Origin of the sequence: Paenibacillus macquariensis (assembly GCF_900156375.1) — a bacterium.
GTDB lineage: Bacteria > Bacillota > Bacilli > Paenibacillales > Paenibacillaceae > Paenibacillus_AQ > Paenibacillus_AQ macquariensis.
The window spans coordinates 207,596-226,104 of record NZ_FTNK01000008.1 but is presented as its reverse complement, the minus strand read 5'-3'; the positions used below and the strand labels follow the sequence as shown (position 1 = coordinate 226,104).

The following is an 18,509-nucleotide window of genomic DNA, read 5'->3' as shown; positions in this document are numbered from 1 at the left end:
TCATCTATGGAATTGAAACTGTCGAAATTCGTCTCAACAAACTCTCCTAAAATTCGCGGATTTCTTTTGATGGCTCAGTTATTCATTTTTCGAACCATCATTTCAATCGCTAATATCTATATTGATTCATTTTTTCTATTTACAAAAAATATTTTATGGGGTATTTTAACATTAAGTAATATTTAAATGTTATGATATCCCAATTAATATTCAGTAAATTCAAACAAAGGTTACTAGGAGGTCAACATGAAGGATCTATTAAATAAAAATATCACTTTTGCTTACAACGAAGCCTTAGAAATGATTGTTTCTATGGGGATGGTCGCTTGTGAAGGGCAATTACTCGCACTGGCAGAGGAATTCAAAATTGAGCTAGATCCTCTCGCTTCGTCCTTTCATGATGAGACACACGAAAGATTGTCACCTCATACACTTCGAGAACTTCAGTTCTTCTTCCAATACCACTTCATACACAAAGGACTTGATTATGCTTTCTACGAATCCATCTGTTCATCAACGGAGGCACTTTCTGCTGAAGAATGGATAACGGTCCTAGCACAAAGTCCTGCTGATAAAGTCGTAGCACAAATGGTATACGGCGTATATTGGGATCAAATGGAGGATCTTCTTCAAGGACAAGAATGGGATGCTATTAAGATGGACCTTCGTATACTATCTGAACTCGTGCATGACACGAAACCACAACAAGAGCTTATCCAAGCTCATGAACCTTTACTTGAATGTCTTGCCCACCCTGAAGAGACGAAACTGCGATATATGCAACTTATACGTCTGTTTTACAATGAAGCCTTTGTACACTGGCGAGAACGCTTCAAGGAGGAGTCAGAACGCGCTTCAGTAATATATCAAGCTCAATTCCATGCCAATCCTGAGCGATTCATTCGTGATCTTAATAAAGTCGAACCTGCTGTTTATGACATCCCTACAAATTTTCATATTAGTTTCATATCACAAGTAGGTAACCACCACCTATCCTTTAATACCGGAACCTCTTGGAACGCATGGGTTATTTTTGGTATACATAACGATCGCGTATTCGGACCCGCTGCTGATCGAGAGAAGACCGAGTTGTTCTTAAAGGCATTCTCCGATAAAAGGCGTCTCGACTTCTTACTATTACTACAAGAACGCCCCCATTATGGGCAGGAAATAGCGACGAAACTAGGTATTACACCAGCCGCAGTCAATTATCATAGCAACTTCTTATTCTTCTTAAATCTTCTTGAAATGAAAAGGGAAGATCATCGCATGTATTACCATCTTAATATGGATAAACTGCGGGAGTTATTGGCTGTAACCACTAGCGTCCTGCTCGGTGAGGATGACTAACTAATCCCATATTTATCATTAATTATTGACCATGAGGAGGATGTAACTTGAGTAGAGAAATGAACGAGGAGGTTGTACATAACCGTGCAATCCCAGCTACGTCTAATACTTTGAAACGTTTAATGAAACTAGGCAAACCTTACTTGGGTCGGTATGTTATATTATGCCTCCTATCGGCAATCGTCTCTCTTGCGACTGTTGCCCTCGCTGAGTCATTACGTCGTATTATCAATGCCGCCACCAACCAGGATATGTCATTATTGCTCACTAGTCTCCTATTTGGTGGTGTCGTCGTTATCGTAGATGCTGGTGCAAACTTCCTCAGGACTTATTTATCAGGGATACTTGAATTCAAATCTACTTCCGCACTCCAGGCCTCTATTCTATCCAAGTTATTGAAAGTAAAACATAAGGATCTGGATCGTTATCATTCTGCCGATCTCATAAGCCGAATCAATGATTCCGCCGTCGTTGCCCAACAAGGTATTAATCAAAAAACAATCGAATTGATAAGCAATCTGATGCAACTCACCTTCCTACTTACGTATCTGTTATCCCTTCAATATGTATTGACCTTAGGAACTGTGATCATCTGCTCCATCGTTCCTCTAGTCCTACTCCCATTTACCTCTCGTCTACGTACCATGTATGGGAAAAGACAACAAATCGAATCTGAACAACAAGTTTTCATCCAAGATACGATACAAGGTGCCGAAGTCGTTCGAACCTTCTCACTTGCTCCCAAACTTCAAGCGCAATTTGCGCAACGAGTAAAGAAATATTTCAAAATTCATTTGCCTATATCGCGAATAGAAGCCGTGGGGTATAACATGCCCCTAGCCGTTATCCTTGGTGGGTTGCTGTATGTTCTATCCTATGGCGGTTACCTCGTCATTGATGGTCGCCTTGATGTAGGTGCCATCGCAGCATTTCTATTTTGTTTCGAGCAAATCACGAATCCCGTTTCTCGTCTTGCTAATCTATGGACTGAGATGCAAGTTTCCTTAGCACAGAGCAACCGATTGTTTGAAGTCCTTGATCTGGCGGAAGAAGGTGTAGGTGTTGAGCATAATACTTCTCTTCCTATTGATCCTTACATGAAGCCTATGGATGCCAGCAAGCAAGTAGTGAATCGATCTCATGCTATCAGATTCGAACGGGTCGGCTTCCGCTATGGCGATGATCAAGTGTTGACAGGTGTCTCACTTACGATCGAACCCGGAAAGGTGACAGCATTGGCAGGCCCTAGTGGCAGTGGTAAAAGTACCCTTCTTAATTTACTGCTTGCCGTATATGAACCCCACGAAGGACATATTCGTACGGGTGATGAATGTCTTAGCACAATTCACCCTCGTGTCTGGCGTCATGGTATTGCTTACGTGTCTCAAGAACCATATCTATTCTCTGGTACGTTGTATGAGAATATCGCTTGGGGAAGAGCCGGCGCCACACGTGATGACATCATTAAAGCCGCACAAAGTGCAGGTATTCACGAGTTCATCATGAGAACCCCCTTACAATATGAGACCTTCATCGGTGAACGAGGGCTCACATTATCGGGAGGAGAACGTCAACGATTATCTATCGCTAGAGCTTTCGTCAGTGAGCCACAACTATTGTTACTCGATGAACCCACAGCAGCACTCGATAGCCACAATGAAGAACTTGTCCAACAAGCACTTCAACAACTCATGTTCGGTCGAACGACGGTTGTTATTGCCCACAGATTATCCACGATAATAGATGCAGATCGGATCTATTATATGGAGTCCGGGTCTATTGTTGAAGCAGGTACACATTACGAATTAATGGCATCACAAAGTAAGTATAGAACGATGGTTGAGACCACCTTTTTGAAAGAGGATATCCTTGTTGAGCCTGTGGAGGTTAACGTATGAAAGAAAAAAGTCCTTCCACTCAATCATTGAGATATATTCTACCCAGACTGATATCTTATTCGGTACCCTACCGTATCGGGCTTATTCTTGCCATTCTCCTTCTGTCTGCTCATCTCGTGATGGACATTGGTTTTGCAGTCGTTCAGCAGGTATTCATTGATACCATCAATAGTTCAAGCATGGACTCTCTTAAGCGTGCGACGGTCATTTGTGCAATAGCTTGTGTCATTATTATCTGTTGTATCATGCTACAACATTATTTCCGATACGTTGTACAGAGCCGTATGTCTTGGGATTTTCGCTCCAGACTTTTTGACAAGAGTCATAGAATCCCTTTCAACCATGTCCAATCCATGCATTCAGGAGATCTGACATCACGCAATAATAAGGATGCAGGTATGGCAATAGGGATGATTAATAGCATCGTATACGATCTAGGCTACAATCTTCTTCTCTGCTTTGTTTCGTTTCTATATCTGGCCCAAATGGACGTGTGGATTGCGCTTCTAGCCCTTGGTTCAGGACCAATTGTATTTCTTTCTGGTCGTTTCTTTGATCGAAAGTTACGTAAGCTATCCACTGAGATCTATAAGAAAGAAGCAGAACTGCGTGGCTTATTGCAAGAAACTTTACAAGGAATGAAGGTTGTACGGGCGTTCGCCCTAGAAGATGTTCTCCTAAACCGATATGTACTTGAACGTGAGAAGTTGAACCAGTTGCAACGAAAAAGGACGATTATAAATGGACTTTTGTGGCAATCATCCGCATTTGTTAATAATCTAGTCTTGATCACTTGTGCTGGATTGATTGCAATGTCTGCCATAAGAGGTGGAACGACAACAGGTGAAGTCCTAGCATTTATCATTCTGATGGGGCGTGTGCAGTGGCCATTTGTCAATATGTCTCAGACTTGGGGTGGGGTACAAGAGGCGCTAGGGGCAGCTGATCGTGTGTTCGCTATACTCGAGATGCCTGATGAGGGGGCCGTTAAGAATTATTCAGAACCGACCTCAACCCCAGAGCATTCAAATGGAATCGCTGCATTGTCCTTAGAGAATATCCATTATACGCACCAATCGCTTGATGGAAGCGAATCACCACTTTTTGCAGGAATACATCTGAATATTGCCGCTGGAGAGACCATCGCTGTTGTGGGGCCAAGCGGATCTGGGAAGACGACACTTGCCCGATTATGTTGTGGGCTGTACGAACCGAATATCGGTATCATTTCCATTTACGGAAAGTCTGTTCAAGATCAACTAGAAGAAACACGCGCAATGATTACATATGTACCCCAGACCCCCTATTTGTTCTCCGGTACTATACGAGACAACATTGCTTTCAGTGCAAGCGATGCGACAGAAGAAGAAATTCATGAAGCAGCTAGACTAGCAGGTGCAGAAGACTTTATTTCAAAAATGCCCGCGGGTTTCGATACCCTGATAGGAGAACATGGTTCAACCTTATCCGGTGGACAAAGACAACGAATCGCCATTGCTAGAGCCTTCCTTCGCAATGCTCCACTTCTTCTTCTAGATGAGGCTACTTCAGCTTTGGATAATGAATCAGAACGGATTGTTCAACAATCCCTTGATTTACTTATGAAGGATAGAACAACGGTAGTCATTGCACACCGACTATCTACGGTACGAGAAGCTTCTAGAATTATCGTGTTAGATCAAGGTAGGATCATAGAGGAAGGGTCTCACGAAAGGTTATTAGAGCTGAACGGACTGTATGCCGAACTATACAACATTCAGTTTAGATCGTCCGAAGATAATGTCATTGATAAAGCATCTACAGTGTCCATAATCTAACCATAATAAAACGGTAGACCAAGCAACACTTTGGCCTACCGTTTCTTTCTTCTATATCTATATTCATCACATGAATTCAATCCATTTATACAATTACACCATGATAAACTCACATGAACTTCTTGGATACTCAGTACCCTCAATTCGAACAGCTTCCACCGTAAAAGATTCTACTCTACCCATAATGACTAGCTTTTGTTCCACCCATACTTCTATATTTCTTTGAAAAGTAATCGATCTTTGAAAATCTGTATCTAATGAACAACTTTTTCTGATCATGACTCTACTCCATTCTTATAGAAAACTCCGCGATTTGAGATAAATTCTTACAAGTAGTATATCATTTTCCATTCCTAATACTAAGACCCCTTCGATTCAATTCGTAGGGGTCTTATCTAATTAGCTATATCTTTCGTGATTAAAGCGCACTTCCGCCGAACAAGAATCGTTTCTCCCAGTGAGTTCCACTAATCTTGCTAATCGTAACACCACCGGATTCCTTAGAGTAGGTATGAAGAATTTCTCCATTTCCTAAATAAATGCCTGTGTGTGTAATGGTAGCTTTGGCTTTGTTCGCACTTGAATAAGCTGATGAGCTTGTTCCTTTATAGGACATGAAGAACATTACATCTCCGCGTTTCAGCTTGGACACATCCTTCACAACCGCACCTTTAGCCTTCACGTAATTGCCTTGTGCTCTTGAATCTGCTGGTAGCTTTATCCCAACACCGTCAATGAAAGCCTGACGTACAAAGTCGGAGCAATCGAATGTAGATGTATTGGAGCGGCTTGAACCATACTCATAAGGTGTTCCCAAATACTTCATTCCTGCTTTAATTACTTTCTCTACACTATTATTTATAGTGGTGTTGTTATCCGTACCAGTCGACACTGGTTGCGTATATTTAGACAACGAAGAAATATAACCAACTTTCCCCTTCGTGTCCTTGACTTTAAGAAATGCTGTTCCGGATTTCCCTAGAACTTCGACATTTTCACCTTTAGGGATCATTCTAATAATCGTTGACGTACTGGATGGAGCCTGACGTAAATTCACTCCCCAAATTACTTTTGAAGTTGTTGTTGTAGCAGCCTCTACTTGTTGTACAAAAGCTGTTGCGGACAAGCTTCCGAACAGCATTACTGCTGTTAGTGATGCAGTTATCACTTTTTTACTAATCATCATGTTGTTATTACCTCCTAAGATGCTAATGTTCCTGCATTGCTTGTCCCCATTGTAGAGTTCTTCCTGCCTAGAGATAATCGGTCTATGGTCTCAATTCACAATTAGTAATTCAGGTACAAAGAACTGTCACGTTATAAGTAAAAATCATAAATATCCCAATTATAATAAGTAAAAACTTTGTAACTAATAGGTTAAAATATTGTAACTATTATATATACCGCTACTTTCATCCACATATGCGAGAAAAATAGACACAAAAAACAGACTAGGTCTAAAGACCTAGTCTGTTTCAATGCAGCAATCTCTATTTACCATTAATTACTATGAAATAATCATCAACAATGGCAAGAAGTACAGCTATTTTCTAATAAGGATCAGTTAAACTGATGTAAACTGGCTGTTATATAACTCAGCATAATGCCCGCCACTCGCTAATAACTGTTCGTGGCTTCCACTTTCAACGACATCGCCGTTCTTCATATACAGAATCAAGTCTGCTTCTCTAATCGTGGATAGTCTGTGAGCAATCACAAAGCTCGTTCTACCTTCAATCATCTTCTGAAAAGCCTTCTGGATACGAATCTCAGTCCGAGTATCAATACTACTGGTTGCCTCATCTAAAATTAACATGGGTGGGTCGACTAACATCACGCGTGCAATCGTCAGAAGTTGTTCCTGTCCTTGGGATAGGCTTCCTCCTGCACCCGTAATCAGCGTGTCATACCCCTCAGGTAATCGCTTGATGAAGCTATGCGCATGGGCTGATTTCGCTGCCGCAACGACCTCTTCGTCAGTCGCATCCTGTTTCCCGTAAGCTATATTATCCCGTATGCTAGCCCCATACAACCATGTTTCTTGTAGCACCATACCGAAATTTTGCCGTAAGCTATCACGTGTGATCTCATTTATATTGACGCCATCAATCATGATTACCCCACTATTCACATCATAAAACCTCATGAGAAGATTAACCAATGTTGTCTTACCAGCCCCCGTCTGACCGACGATAGCAATACGTGTACCTGGGTGTACTACTAGGCTGAAGTTCGTGATCAAAGGCCGATCTGGTTGATATGCGAACTTTACTTTATCAAAAGTAATCGTCCCTTTACTTTGTTTCAACTGAAGTGCATTGGCATGATCAGGTTGTTCAGGGTTCAAATCAAGAACTGAGAAAATACGCTGAGAAGATGCGGTTGCCGATTGAAGTTGTGTTAAGACGCCCGTAATTTCATTGAACGGCTTAGCAAATAAGTTCGAGAAGATGAGAAAGCTAGAAAGTTCCCCCGCCGTTACGGTGTTAAGAATGACAGCCACACTACCAATAATGGCAATAATCGAGAACGTAACGTTGTTCACTAAGCGGGTTGCAGGATTGGATAGTGAACCATAGAATTGGGATCGCATTCCCTTTTCATATAACGCTTGATTCTTCTGCTCGAACTCACTAAAAGAACGCTCTTCGTATTGCAATGCCTGCACGACTTTTTGTCCGCCAATCATTTCTTCCACATACCCATTTAATCCACCTAGAATGGTAGCTTGTTCACGAAATAGTTGCTGTGACCTTGTCGTAATGAACCGTGCCACATAGTACGATACCGGAGCTGAGATCAGAACAACTAGGGTCATCATCGGACTGATATACAGCATGAACACAAGTGCCCCCACAATGGTAATGACACCTGTAAGCAATGTCGAGAAACCTTGAAGAAGTCCATCTGACACAGCATCCATGTCATTAACGAATCGACTTATGCTGTCACCTTGCGGGTGATTATCGTGGTAACTTAACGGAAGAATATTCAGCTTATCAAAGAGCTCCCGGCGCATATCATATACCGTCTGGTAAGCGATACGGTTCGTCAAATTGATTAACAACCATCCAAAGAGACTCCCGATGACATATACAATCGCTAATATAACTAATAACTCTCTAATATTATCGAACTGGACTTTACCAACACCAATCATTTGGTCGACCGTTTTACCAATCAACAACGGACCAATCAGACTTGCAACAACACTGATAACAGCACATATCACTGCCCAAATGGCATTTTTTCTATATTGTCCGGCGTACGTTAATAGTCTATTCCATGTTTCCTTCGTATTCATTTGCGTGACTCCTCACTGGAAAGTTGGGACAGGTAAATTTCCTTATATACCTCGCAACTGGTCATCAGTTCATCATGTGTGCCTATGCCAGCAATCCGCCCTTCCTCAAATACAATGATTTTATCGGCTTGCTGTACACTACTGACCCGCTGCGACACCATAAGCACCGTCATCTGTACACTGTTTTCCTTCAATTCACGTCTTAGTGCTGCATCTGTTGCAAAATCTAACGCACTCGATGAATCGTCTAGAATAAGAATGTGTGGTTGAGCTACCACGGCACGAGCAATCGTCAACCGTTGCTTCTGTCCACCAGATAAGTTAATTCCACCTCTAGACACCTTTGTGTTGTATCCTTCCGGAAGCTTTAGTATAAATTCCTCAGCCTGCGCAATAGCAGCTGCCTTCATCATCTCATCGTCTGTCGCGTGCTCGTTACCCCAACGGATATTTTCCGCAATGGTACCCGTAAAGAGCAAGGCCTTTTGCGGAACAATACCTATTCGACTTCTTAATTGTTGCAACGAATAGTCTTTCACATGAACTCCATCTATCCATATATCTCCTTGTGACGCATCATAGAACCTTGCAATCAGGTTCACAAACGTGGATTTCCCTGATCCAGTACCACCGATTATTCCAATGGTCTCTCCATGTGCAATCTCAAGTGTTACGTTCTCAAGCGCCAATTCGCCCATCTTATTGTAGCCAAAGGACACGTTATTAAATTGAATGGCAGGTGCATTTATCCTGTTAGTCACATTGACCGAACCAACATCTCCGTGATCAGGAATGGAGGTTGTTGTCGCTAACACTTCATTAATTCTCGCTGCCGAAGATGAGGCTTTGGTGAAAATAATGACAAGGTTCGATACAACGATTAATGCCAACAAAATTTGCGTTATGTAGTTGATAAAGGCGATAATTTCACCTTGTGATAGTTCACCCACATTAATGTGAACACCACCAACCCATAGTATAGCGATGATAGCTACATTAACCACGAGCGTAGTCAACGGGTTTAACAATGCTGAAATCCGACTTACACGAATAGCTGTCCGAGTTAAATCCTCCGAGGATTCATTAAATCGCGCTCTTTCTTGTCTACTCTTTGCGAATGCACGAATAACTCGAACACCCGAAAGATTCTCACTTAAGACAAGTGCAATTCGGTCTAACTTCTGCTGATATGTTCGATACATCGGTGCTGTACGTGTGATGATGAAATATAAGATAATGCCAAACACAGGTGTAGCTACCAGTAAAATCAGTGACAACCTGAAATCTAAGATCATCGACATGATAATCGCACCAATACAAATGAATGGCGCTCTAATAACGAGACGTATCAGCATGGCGACAGCCAATTGAAGCTGATTAACATCATTCGTTATCCGATTGATGAGTGATGATGTACCATACTTATCCATCTCTGCATAGGACAGTGAAGAGATATGTTTGAATAACTTGTTACGCAGTGTAGTACCGAAACCTTGTGAGGCACGCGACGCATAATACTGACAGATCAGCGAACAGCCAAACCCGACGATGGAGAGCGCAAGCATAAGCCCTCCCATTTTAAATACATAGGAAGTATCCCGCATCCCTATTCCTTTATTGATCATAAGCGCGACGATGGTTGGAAGTAGTAGTTCAAATATGGCTTCCAATAGTTTGAAAATCGGACCAATAATAACCTCTTTCTTATACGCTCTTAAATATACAGCTAGCTTAAACAATGTTAATCATCACCTACCGTTAAGAATTGGTTGAAGCATTTGACTATTATGTAGTATTGATTATGATTATTGCATAGCTCATATCATATTAAAAATATTCGTTTCGTATCCTTTCGATACTTTTTTCGTATCTCAATTTACTACAGGAGGATTCATATGGATATCAGACAACTCAAATATTTCCTTGCTATCGCTGAAGAAGGTCAGATTACCTCAGCAGCCAAGAAACTTCAAATGGCACAACCCCCTCTGAGTCAACAGCTCAAGCTTTTGGAAGAAGAGCTTGGTGTTACGCTTGTGGAACGCAAACCACGTAGTGTTCAACTCACGGATGCAGGGATTATCCTACGAAATAGAGCACAACAAATCTTAGAGCTAACCGATTCTACAGCTAGGGAAATCACGGATTTCGTGAAAGGACTAAATGGAACACTTTCCATTGGCACAGTGTCCTCTTCGGGTGCAACGCTTTTGACGGAAAGTCTCTCCAAATTTCACAAGACCTATTCGGGCGTCAAGTTTGAGATCCATGAGGGAAATACCTTTATGATTATCGATCTTTTATCTAAAGGCATTGTTGAAGTAGGCATTGTCAGAACTCCTTTTAACACATCCAATCTCGAATACAGATACGCACAGTCTGAGCCCATGATCGCTGTCATGACGCAGGAATATGATTGGACAACCACTGAAGATACCATTGATGTGAACGAGTTAATAGATAAACCCCTCATCATTTACCGCAGATTTGAACAACTTATTCGCGAAACCTGCTTGAAGGAAGGATTTGATCCTGTAATCTTTTGCAAAAATGACGATGCACGTACAACACTGTTCTGGGCAAATGCAGGGCTTGGCATCGGTATTGTTCCTAAATCTGCTCTAGACCTCGCGAATCGTGAGAATCTAATCTACAAAGAGATCCGAAACGAAGCATTACGAACACAAATCGCGGCCATCTGGATAAAAGATAAATATATTTCCTCTCTGGCAACCAAATTTATCGAAAATTTCGGCCAACATTAGTAACCCCAATGGGCTTCCCTTCATCTACTTCCTGAGGGGTATTGTGATCTCTGAATAATTGGTTATATTGTGGTGAACTCTAACATTCATGATACAAATAAGAACCAAAAAGGGAGGACTCATGAAGATCTGGAATATAACTCGAATACTAACCATATTCACTATAGCCAATCTATTCATCAACACTACATATGCGGAGCCTCATTCTACCTTTAGTAAAGGAAGAGACTATTATGAGAAACGTGGTGATATCGTATGGGAAGTTCCTACAAAGAACAAAGTTATTGCCCTTACCTTTGATGACGGACCTGATTATACAAAAACCCCTGCGATCCTTAATCTTCTAAAAAAATATCAAGCCAAAGCCACTTTTTTTGTCGTAGGTAATCGCGTAGAAAAGTATCCCGAAATTGTCAAAAGAGCATATCTCGAAGGACATGAGATCGGCAATCATTCCTTTGATCATGCTTCTTTTCAGAATATCCCTAGAACTAAATTACTCAATGAATTAACTCGAACACAAGAAGCTATATATAAAGCTATAGGACAAAAAGCAACACTATTTCGTCCACCCGGTGGTAGCTATAGCGAATCTGCTGTTAACATCTGTAAAGACAATCAATTGTTAATGATTCTGTGGTCATGGGATCAAGACACCAAGGATTGGATGAGTCCAGGTGTAAACAAAATTGTGAATAAGGTACTTAACAACGTTGACAATGGCGATATCGTATTGATGCACGACTTTGTTCATAACAGTGTTCAAACGGTCGATGCCTTAACTATTATTTTGCCAGAATTAATTAAGAGAGGTTACTCATTTGTAACGGTCTCCGATCTAATCTCAAATAAAGAAAATGTAGGACAAGATATAAGAGTCACTCACTAATCATTCACACAGACGAGACTGCAGTACTATCTTCTATAGAGATAGTGCTGCAGTTTTTTCATTCCATAAATAACTATTGACTATGACGTTACGTCAAGGTGTACGCTTATGAAGTCAGGGAGGTGAGCTCATGGAATATACCGTGCATAAGTTAGGACATATGGCAGGTATTAGCACTAGAACATTAAGATATTATGATCAGATTGATCTACTTAAACCCGCTAGAACGAACTCATCAGGATATCGTATTTATGGTCAACCCGAAGTTGATCGGTTACAGCAGATTCTTTTTTTCAGGGAGTTAGGAGTGAGTCTTGACATCATAAAAGAAATAATGACCTCTCCCTCCTTTGATGGGAATACAGCACTGAGAGAACATCGTGCGAAACTTCTTAAGAAACGAGCACAATTAGATCAATTAATCGCTAATGTTGATTCAACATTGGCCCACTCCAAAGGGGGAATAACAATGACAAATGAAGAGAAATTCGATGGGTTCAAGCAGACTTTAATCGACGATAACGAGAAGAACTATGGTAATGAAATTAGAGCGAAATATGGTGATGAATCCATTAATCTAACCAACCAGAAGATGATGAACATGACGGAAACACAGTATGCAGATGTTGAACAATTAGAAGCTTGCGTCCATGAAGCTCTTGCTAAAGCGATGATCACAGGTGATCCCGCAAGCGAACCCGCGCAACATGCTGTAGATCTGCATCGTCAATGGTTGAGTTGTTATTGGACTACGTATAGTAAGGAAGCTCACGCTGGGTTAGCTCAAATGTACGTGGATGATGAACGATTTACTGCTTATTATGATGTGAAACAACCGGGCACAGCCGCGTTCCTAAGAGATGCTATTCTGATATACACTGCGTAAAATAGTCATATATTGTTAAGGTAATATGGTATAATCAGGTATAAGTTATACTGGGGGGTCGGAGCGTTCGGCTCCCTTATTCATGTACACACAGTGACACAGCCCGGTAGATGGGACAAATATCTAAACGGAGGTTACATATGTTAAATCGCAAATCATTATTGTGGAGAATCGTTCATTCATGGTGGATACTGCTAACCCTTATTTTCTTCTTATACTGGTCAGCCTTTTTCTACATTGCCATGAGAGTGAGAAGTAAATCGTTTGCGATTTGGGGCGTTGTTTATGCTGTAACTTGTTTTGGAGGACTTACACTTATATCTCCAAACGAGCAAGAAAGTTGGCAAATGAACTTAGGAGTACCCATTCTCCTCATCAGTTGGATTATTAGTATCATACACACATTCAAGGTTAGAAAAGAATATCTCCTTCGATTAGAAGCTCGGCAATTATCTTCCATAAGAGAAGAGAATGAACTGAAGCACAAGATTGAAGATGAGTATGGCGTTGACTTCAACCTTAATACAACTGAGCCGGAGCATTCGAAACGTGCGCTTCCTCAAACCATCCCAGCAAAGGGCAATTTAATTCGCCAATCATCACACAGTAAGTAGCACTATATACATATTTAAATTGTACGGCAATACGGATAACTTGGAGGTTTATAAATGATGAATCATTCACGTAAAAGTTTATTTTGGAAGTTGGCGCAATCTTGGTGGATTTTACTAACCTTCACCTTTCTTTTAAATGGAATTGCTTTCTTCTATATTGGCTCGAAGGTGAAAAGTAAACGTTGGTCAATGTATGGAGCGATTTACTCTTTCCCCTTCATTTTCATGATCATAGCGGCAATCATTGATCCAGAATTCGGGTTAATAGCAACAATAGCAGTAAGTTCAATTTATGTAGGAGGGTTATCTTCTATGGTTCACGCCTTCATCATTAGAAAAGAGTTCCTTATTCGATTAGAAGGTCAGCAGTATTTAAAAGAAGAACGCTTTCGTCAGATCCAATCTGAATATGCGCTCAATTCTAATAAGGTTCATTTTAATAAGGAACATTCTGAGGTTAATTCTAAGGTTCATTCTGAGGTTAATTCTAAGGTTCATTCTGAGGTTAATTCTAAGGTTAATATTGAGGTTAATTTTGAGGAACATTTTGAGGAACATTTTGAGGAACATTTTAAAAGTCCTGTCCCGAAAACAATATACACAAGAGGACCCCTTATTCGGCAATCTTAATTTAACAATAGCACTCGTAAGGCAATTGGGTTATTGGGAGGCGATTTACAATGAATAAGACGCGTAAGGGATTCTTGTGGAATTTAAGACAATCTTGGTGGATTTTACTAACCTTCACCTTTATATTAAATTGGGTTTCCTTTTTGTATATTGGTATGAAAGTGAAGAACAAAAGTTGGACAAAGTATGGCTTGATATATTCTATCCCCTTCTTTTTGAGTTTAGTAAGTGATTCATTTATTGAGAGCAAAAGTGTTAATACTTTATGGGGTGGCGTCTTTCTAGTTGGTGGTGTCATTTCTATTTCACATGCCTTTAAGATTAGGAAAGAATTCCTAATCCGATTAGAAGCTAGTGAGTTGGCCAAGAAATATGCAGATGCGACGCTTACACATCAGATTGAATCTGAATATGGGCTAGGACCAGATCTTCCTGAAGCGGTTCATTCTAATAGACCTGTACCGTCAACGGTTTCTGACAGAGGGCCACTCACTCGGCAATCATAATATGAACATTAGAATAGGAAATAGGATGATTTGGACTTGGAGGTTTATCAATAGTGAATAGGCAACCTAAAGGATTGTTGTGGAAAATAGCACGGTCATGGTGGATATTGTTACCCTTCACCTTCTATTTTAACTGGATTGCCTTTATATATGTAGGGTGGAGAGTACAACATAAGCGCTGGACTCTGTATGGAACACTCTATGCAATCCCTTTTTTTCTTGTGTTCATTGATATACTGTTTAAGATCAACTCAAATATTTTAACTTATGTATGGTCATATTCTCTTTTAATCGGTGCCTTTACGTCTATGATACACGCTTTTAACATTAGAAAAGAATTCTTAACTCGATTAGAAGCTCGTCAATACGGCATACCGTATGTAGATGAGACCCTCATACATCAAATTGAATCAAACTATGGACTGAAGACGGAACTTCCTACTTCTGTTCAGTATGATGGACCTGTCCCGACAACAGTATACACAAGAGGATCCCTTATTCGGCAATCGTAATAACAAATAGAGGCCCTAAACCACAGAAGGTGGTTCGGGCTTCTATTTGTTATGCCACGCATAAAGCGATAAACACTAGCTAATTAGTCAGAAAGACAATGGCGCCGACTTCGTTTTTCTTAATCTTATGACAATTATGCATGCAATTAAGATGATCACCGTAGCTAGAATACTTCCCTCTGCACCAAATTCTCCGCCTGAAATGAGACTGTTTCCTTGTGAACTTATTGAGATAATCGTTTTACTATCGGTACCTGAGACTGCGAATCCAAAAATATTTCCTTGGAAGAAATTCCATGTTAGGTGAAATCCAATTGGTAACCATATCCCACCTGTCAATTCACGTGTAATCGCAAAAAATATTCCAATTAGAAATATATTAATGAGAGTAAAGGGCGTTGATAAAATTCCAGGATTCATAATATGTAGTAATGCGAACAGGATAGAAGAATGGATAATAGCTATATTTGCTCCATAATGATTTCTTAACAATCCTTGAATATAACCCCGAAATAAGATTTCTTCACTAAACGCTACTAAAATAAACAAAACAAAGCTGATGCCAACCCCCCGAAGTGTTTCGGAATCATATTGAATGGAGTTGATGTGTAACCCATTAAACAGCCAAATCGCTAGAAAGCTTAGGCTTATTAATAAAATGCCTGCCAGTAATCCTTGTACCGTACTTTTCACAGCATAAGATTGTTGTAATCCCATACTCCATTTATTCTTTTTCTCAAAAAACATATATGTTAAGAATGGTGCGAGGATCATACTTACCGTTGAAATAAGCCGTGAATCTGATGGAGTAATTTCACCCCCGATAGAAATAGAAAGTAACATCGATCCTAAAGCTAATAGAACAGCAAAGATAACAAAGGTCAATATGATCTTTCCGGTAATGATTGATCTCTTTTTCATTTGAACCTCCATGAGATATGTATTAATGCTAATTAACCTAACTGAATAATTATATTATAAAATATTCCAATATTCTATTTATAGATAAAATTTCTTTATAACCCAGTATTTATATTAATAAACGACCGCTACATTTCTAAAAAATAACAAAAACCCACCCTGAATTACGATCTCAGAGTGGGTTTCAACTTTTCTCATGCTATTAATAAGATTCGGACTACCTCGTAGCTGGGTTCAAAACAAAATTCGCCTTCACAACACCTATCTTTGCATTTCTCGCATTCAGTACTGGTGCATGAATGTAATCTTTCAATAATTCATTTGTGGTCTCGTCACCGATCCCCAGTTGTCTTAACACTTCCATCGCCGCAACGCCTGCTGCACGATCAGTTCCATCTTCAGTCTTAATGGCAATGCCAATACCGCGATCGACGATGCCTATGCACTGTACCCCTTCAGCCCCTAGTTTAGCGACAATGTTCCCTTTAAAAGTTCTCATGACATCTGTATCGAACCGTTTCGTTCCAGCAACCATCTCTGGACGCTCCATCATCGCATCACGGATGGTGGATAACGCCATTGCTCTTCCCTCAGTTACGGTTCCCTCTGGGTGTGCCAATCGAGCGAAACCCAGTGCAGCATTATAGAGTGGGATCTGGTGTACTGGCAGACCACAACCATCTACACTAATACCTATTTGCTCCTTAGGATACTGACAGACTTCTTCAATCACACTTAGAATTCGCTGTTGAACTGGATGCCCAATCTCAGGGTACGTGCGAATATCCTCATTCATATGCACCGCTGTAGCCAGCATCCCAGAATGCTTACCCGAGCAATTACTGAATACGGGTGTGAGTTCCTTCCCTTCTCGAATCAGCTCCTTGTAACTAGCTGTATCCCTCGGCACATGAGTTCCACACTGTAAATCACTTTCTATCAAGTTAGCTCTTCCAAGAATGTTCATCACTGCTTCACGATGAATGGGTTCCCCACTATGGGATGCACAACTTATTGAAATCTCCGCAGCGCTATATCCCAATGCCTTCGCTGTTCCCGTCTCTACAAGTGGAACGGCTTGAAATGGCTTCATAGCCGAACGCGGAAACGTCAAACGGTTCGGATCTCCATATGAGTACAGTAGCTTTCCTTCATGGTTTACTACAGCTACGTGAATGTGGTGTGAACTCTCAACAAATTCCCCTCTAAACACTTCAATCGCTTCAGACATATAGGTTATCTCCTTTTGTACTTCTTATGCGCCGATCTCTTATTATGAACCAACAACTTATTTTATCATAAATATTCTCACAGGAAAAAGGAACATCGATTGACCTTAGTCGTCATCGATGTTCCTCCCAGTATATCTATTAATATCAAGCCAATATTTGATCGATTCGTGTAAGTTCCTCGTCGGTGAAGGATAGATTATTGATTGTGCCTACAGCATCTTCAATTTGGCTAACCTTACTTGCCCCAATCAGGGCAGAAGTAACATGTCCACCGCGAAGTGTCCAAGCTAATGCCATTTGGGACAGCTTCTGTCCGCGTTCCAATGCCATATCATTAAGTTTGGCTACCTTAGCCAATAACTCTTCTGTCAGTTCCGATGGATTCATGAATACGCTCGGACCAGCAGCTCTCGAGTCTGCCGTGATTCCATTTAAGTAACGATCCGTCAGAATTCCTTTATGCAGAGGAGAGAACGCAATAGAGCCTATTCCTTCCTCCTCTAGTACACTCAGTAAGCCTTGTTCAGGACCGCGCCCTAACATCGAATATTGTGGTTGGTGAATCAAGCATGGCGTTCCTAGTCTTCTCAGAATACGAGAGGCTTCGATCGTCATCTCAGGTGAATAATTCGAAAGACCAACATAGAGGGCCTTCCCTTGACGAACGATTAAATCCAGCGCAGCCATCGTCTCTTCAAGAGGGGTATCTTGATCTGGTCTATGGTGATAGTAAATATCCACATAGTCGAGTCCTAATCTAGTTAAGCTTTGATCCAGACTGGCAACGAGGCTTTTCTTGGATCCCCATTCTCCATATGGTCCCGGCCACATGTAATATCCCGCTTTGGTCGAGATAATCATCTCATCACGATAAGCCTTAAGGTCTTCTCTTAAAAGTCTACCGAAAGTCTCCTCTGCTGAACCTGCGGGCGGGCCATAGTTGTTGGCTAGATCGAAATGAGTAATCCCCAAATCGAACGCTCTTCTTATCATAGCTCGTCCATTCTCAAACGTATCTATCCCACCGAAATTATGCCACAGTCCAAGTGAAATCGTCGGTAACTTCAATCCACTTTTCCCACATCTTCTATATGTCATCATTTCATAACGCTTATCATCTGCTGAATATACCATTGCTAATCACTCCTTCACTATTATGAACCTTATTATAGGCACCCCATGGAT

The 18,509-nt window shown here is 40.9% G+C and carries 17 protein-coding genes; 10 read left to right on the top strand and 7 right to left on the bottom strand.

The genetic code is table 11. The features are described from left to right. Positions 1 to 246: 246 nt before the first annotated feature. Genes BW961_RS16125 through BW961_RS16115 form a run of 3 tightly spaced genes read left to right on the top strand, consistent with a single transcriptional unit; the run spans position 247 to position 5,065 of the window. Positions 247 to 1,350: an ArsR/SmtB family transcription factor gene (locus BW961_RS16125; protein WP_068579620.1), complete on the top strand. Its 1,104-nt coding sequence runs from the start codon at positions 247 to 249 to the stop codon at positions 1,348 to 1,350. Positions 1,351 to 1,397: 47 nt separating this feature from the next. Next, positions 1,398 to 3,248: an ABC transporter ATP-binding protein gene (locus BW961_RS16120; protein WP_068579617.1), complete on the top strand. Its 1,851-nt coding sequence runs from the start codon at positions 1,398 to 1,400 to the stop codon at positions 3,246 to 3,248. Beyond that, on the top strand, positions 3,245 to 5,065 hold the full coding sequence (locus BW961_RS16115) for an ABC transporter ATP-binding protein (protein WP_068579614.1): 1,821 nt from the start codon (positions 3,245 to 3,247) through the stop codon (positions 5,063 to 5,065). The genes BW961_RS16120 and BW961_RS16115 overlap by 4 nt, the downstream gene beginning before the upstream one ends. 93 nt (positions 5,066 to 5,158) lie before the next feature. Here the strand turns inward: BW961_RS16115 and BW961_RS16110 are convergent, their stop codons facing one another. From BW961_RS16110 to BW961_RS16095, 4 genes are all read right to left on the bottom strand, one after another. Next, the gene (locus BW961_RS16110; protein WP_068579611.1) at positions 5,159 to 5,344 is read right to left on the bottom strand and encodes a hypothetical protein; all 186 of its coding nucleotides are present in this window, start codon (positions 5,342 to 5,344) and stop codon (positions 5,159 to 5,161) included. A gap of 139 nt (positions 5,345 to 5,483) precedes the next feature. After that, positions 5,484 to 6,251 carry a C40 family peptidase gene (locus BW961_RS16105; protein WP_068579608.1) on the bottom strand — a complete coding sequence of 256 codons (768 nt, stop codon included), beginning with the start codon at positions 6,249 to 6,251 and terminating at the stop codon, positions 5,484 to 5,486. A gap of 378 nt (positions 6,252 to 6,629) precedes the next feature. Next, positions 6,630 to 8,369, bottom strand: a complete 1,740-nt coding sequence (locus BW961_RS16100) for an ABC transporter ATP-binding protein (protein WP_068579605.1) — start codon at positions 8,367 to 8,369, stop codon at positions 6,630 to 6,632. Continuing rightward, a complete protein-coding gene (locus BW961_RS16095) occupies positions 8,366 to 10,108 on the bottom strand; it encodes an ABC transporter ATP-binding protein (RefSeq protein WP_068579603.1) in 1,743 nt (580 codons plus the stop codon). Before BW961_RS16095 ends, BW961_RS16100 begins: the two co-directional genes overlap by 4 nt. A 156-nt stretch (positions 10,109 to 10,264) precedes the next feature. Between BW961_RS16095 and BW961_RS16090 the strand changes: the two genes are divergently transcribed. From BW961_RS16090 to BW961_RS16060, 7 genes are all read left to right on the top strand, one after another. Then, positions 10,265 to 11,134, top strand: a complete 870-nt coding sequence (locus tag BW961_RS16090; RefSeq protein WP_068579600.1) for a LysR family transcriptional regulator — start codon at positions 10,265 to 10,267, stop codon at positions 11,132 to 11,134. A gap of 121 nt (positions 11,135 to 11,255) precedes the next feature. Next, the gene (locus BW961_RS16085) at positions 11,256 to 12,023 is read left to right on the top strand and encodes a polysaccharide deacetylase family protein (RefSeq protein ID WP_068579596.1); all 768 of its coding nucleotides are present in this window, start codon (positions 11,256 to 11,258) and stop codon (positions 12,021 to 12,023) included. 130 nt (positions 12,024 to 12,153) lie between these two features. Next, positions 12,154 to 12,909, top strand: coding sequence for a MerR family transcriptional regulator (locus tag BW961_RS16080; protein WP_068579592.1), 756 nt, complete (start codon positions 12,154 to 12,156; stop codon positions 12,907 to 12,909). Between the two features lie 140 nt (positions 12,910 to 13,049). Next, entirely contained in the window at positions 13,050 to 13,523 is a 474-nt protein-coding gene (locus BW961_RS16075; RefSeq protein ID WP_068579590.1) for a hypothetical protein, read from the top strand. A 54-nt stretch (positions 13,524 to 13,577) separates the two neighbouring features. After that, on the top strand, positions 13,578 to 14,153 hold the full coding sequence (locus BW961_RS16070; protein ID WP_068579588.1) for a hypothetical protein: 576 nt from the start codon (positions 13,578 to 13,580) through the stop codon (positions 14,151 to 14,153). Positions 14,154 to 14,203: 50 nt separating this feature from the next. Next, positions 14,204 to 14,659 carry a hypothetical protein gene (locus BW961_RS16065; protein WP_068579586.1) on the top strand — a complete coding sequence of 152 codons (456 nt, stop codon included), beginning with the start codon at positions 14,204 to 14,206 and terminating at the stop codon, positions 14,657 to 14,659. Positions 14,660 to 14,712: 53 nt separating this feature from the next. Continuing rightward, entirely contained in the window at positions 14,713 to 15,171 is a 459-nt protein-coding gene (locus BW961_RS16060) for a hypothetical protein (protein ID WP_068579585.1), read from the top strand. 87 nt (positions 15,172 to 15,258) lie between these two features. On the opposite strand, the gene BW961_RS16055 is transcribed toward BW961_RS16060, so the two are convergent. From BW961_RS16055 to BW961_RS16045, 3 genes are all read right to left on the bottom strand, one after another. Next, entirely contained in the window at positions 15,259 to 16,092 is an 834-nt protein-coding gene (locus tag BW961_RS16055; RefSeq protein ID WP_068579583.1) for a CPBP family intramembrane glutamic endopeptidase, read from the bottom strand. A gap of 217 nt (positions 16,093 to 16,309) precedes the next feature. Next, positions 16,310 to 17,323 carry an asparaginase gene (locus tag BW961_RS16050; protein ID WP_068579581.1) on the bottom strand — a complete coding sequence of 338 codons (1,014 nt, stop codon included), beginning with the start codon at positions 17,321 to 17,323 and terminating at the stop codon, positions 16,310 to 16,312. 145 nt (positions 17,324 to 17,468) lie between these two features. Then, complete coding sequence (locus BW961_RS16045) at positions 17,469 to 18,458, bottom strand: aldo/keto reductase (RefSeq protein ID WP_068579580.1); 990 nt, start codon at positions 18,456 to 18,458, stop codon at positions 17,469 to 17,471. Positions 18,459 to 18,509: the final 51 nt, after the last annotated feature.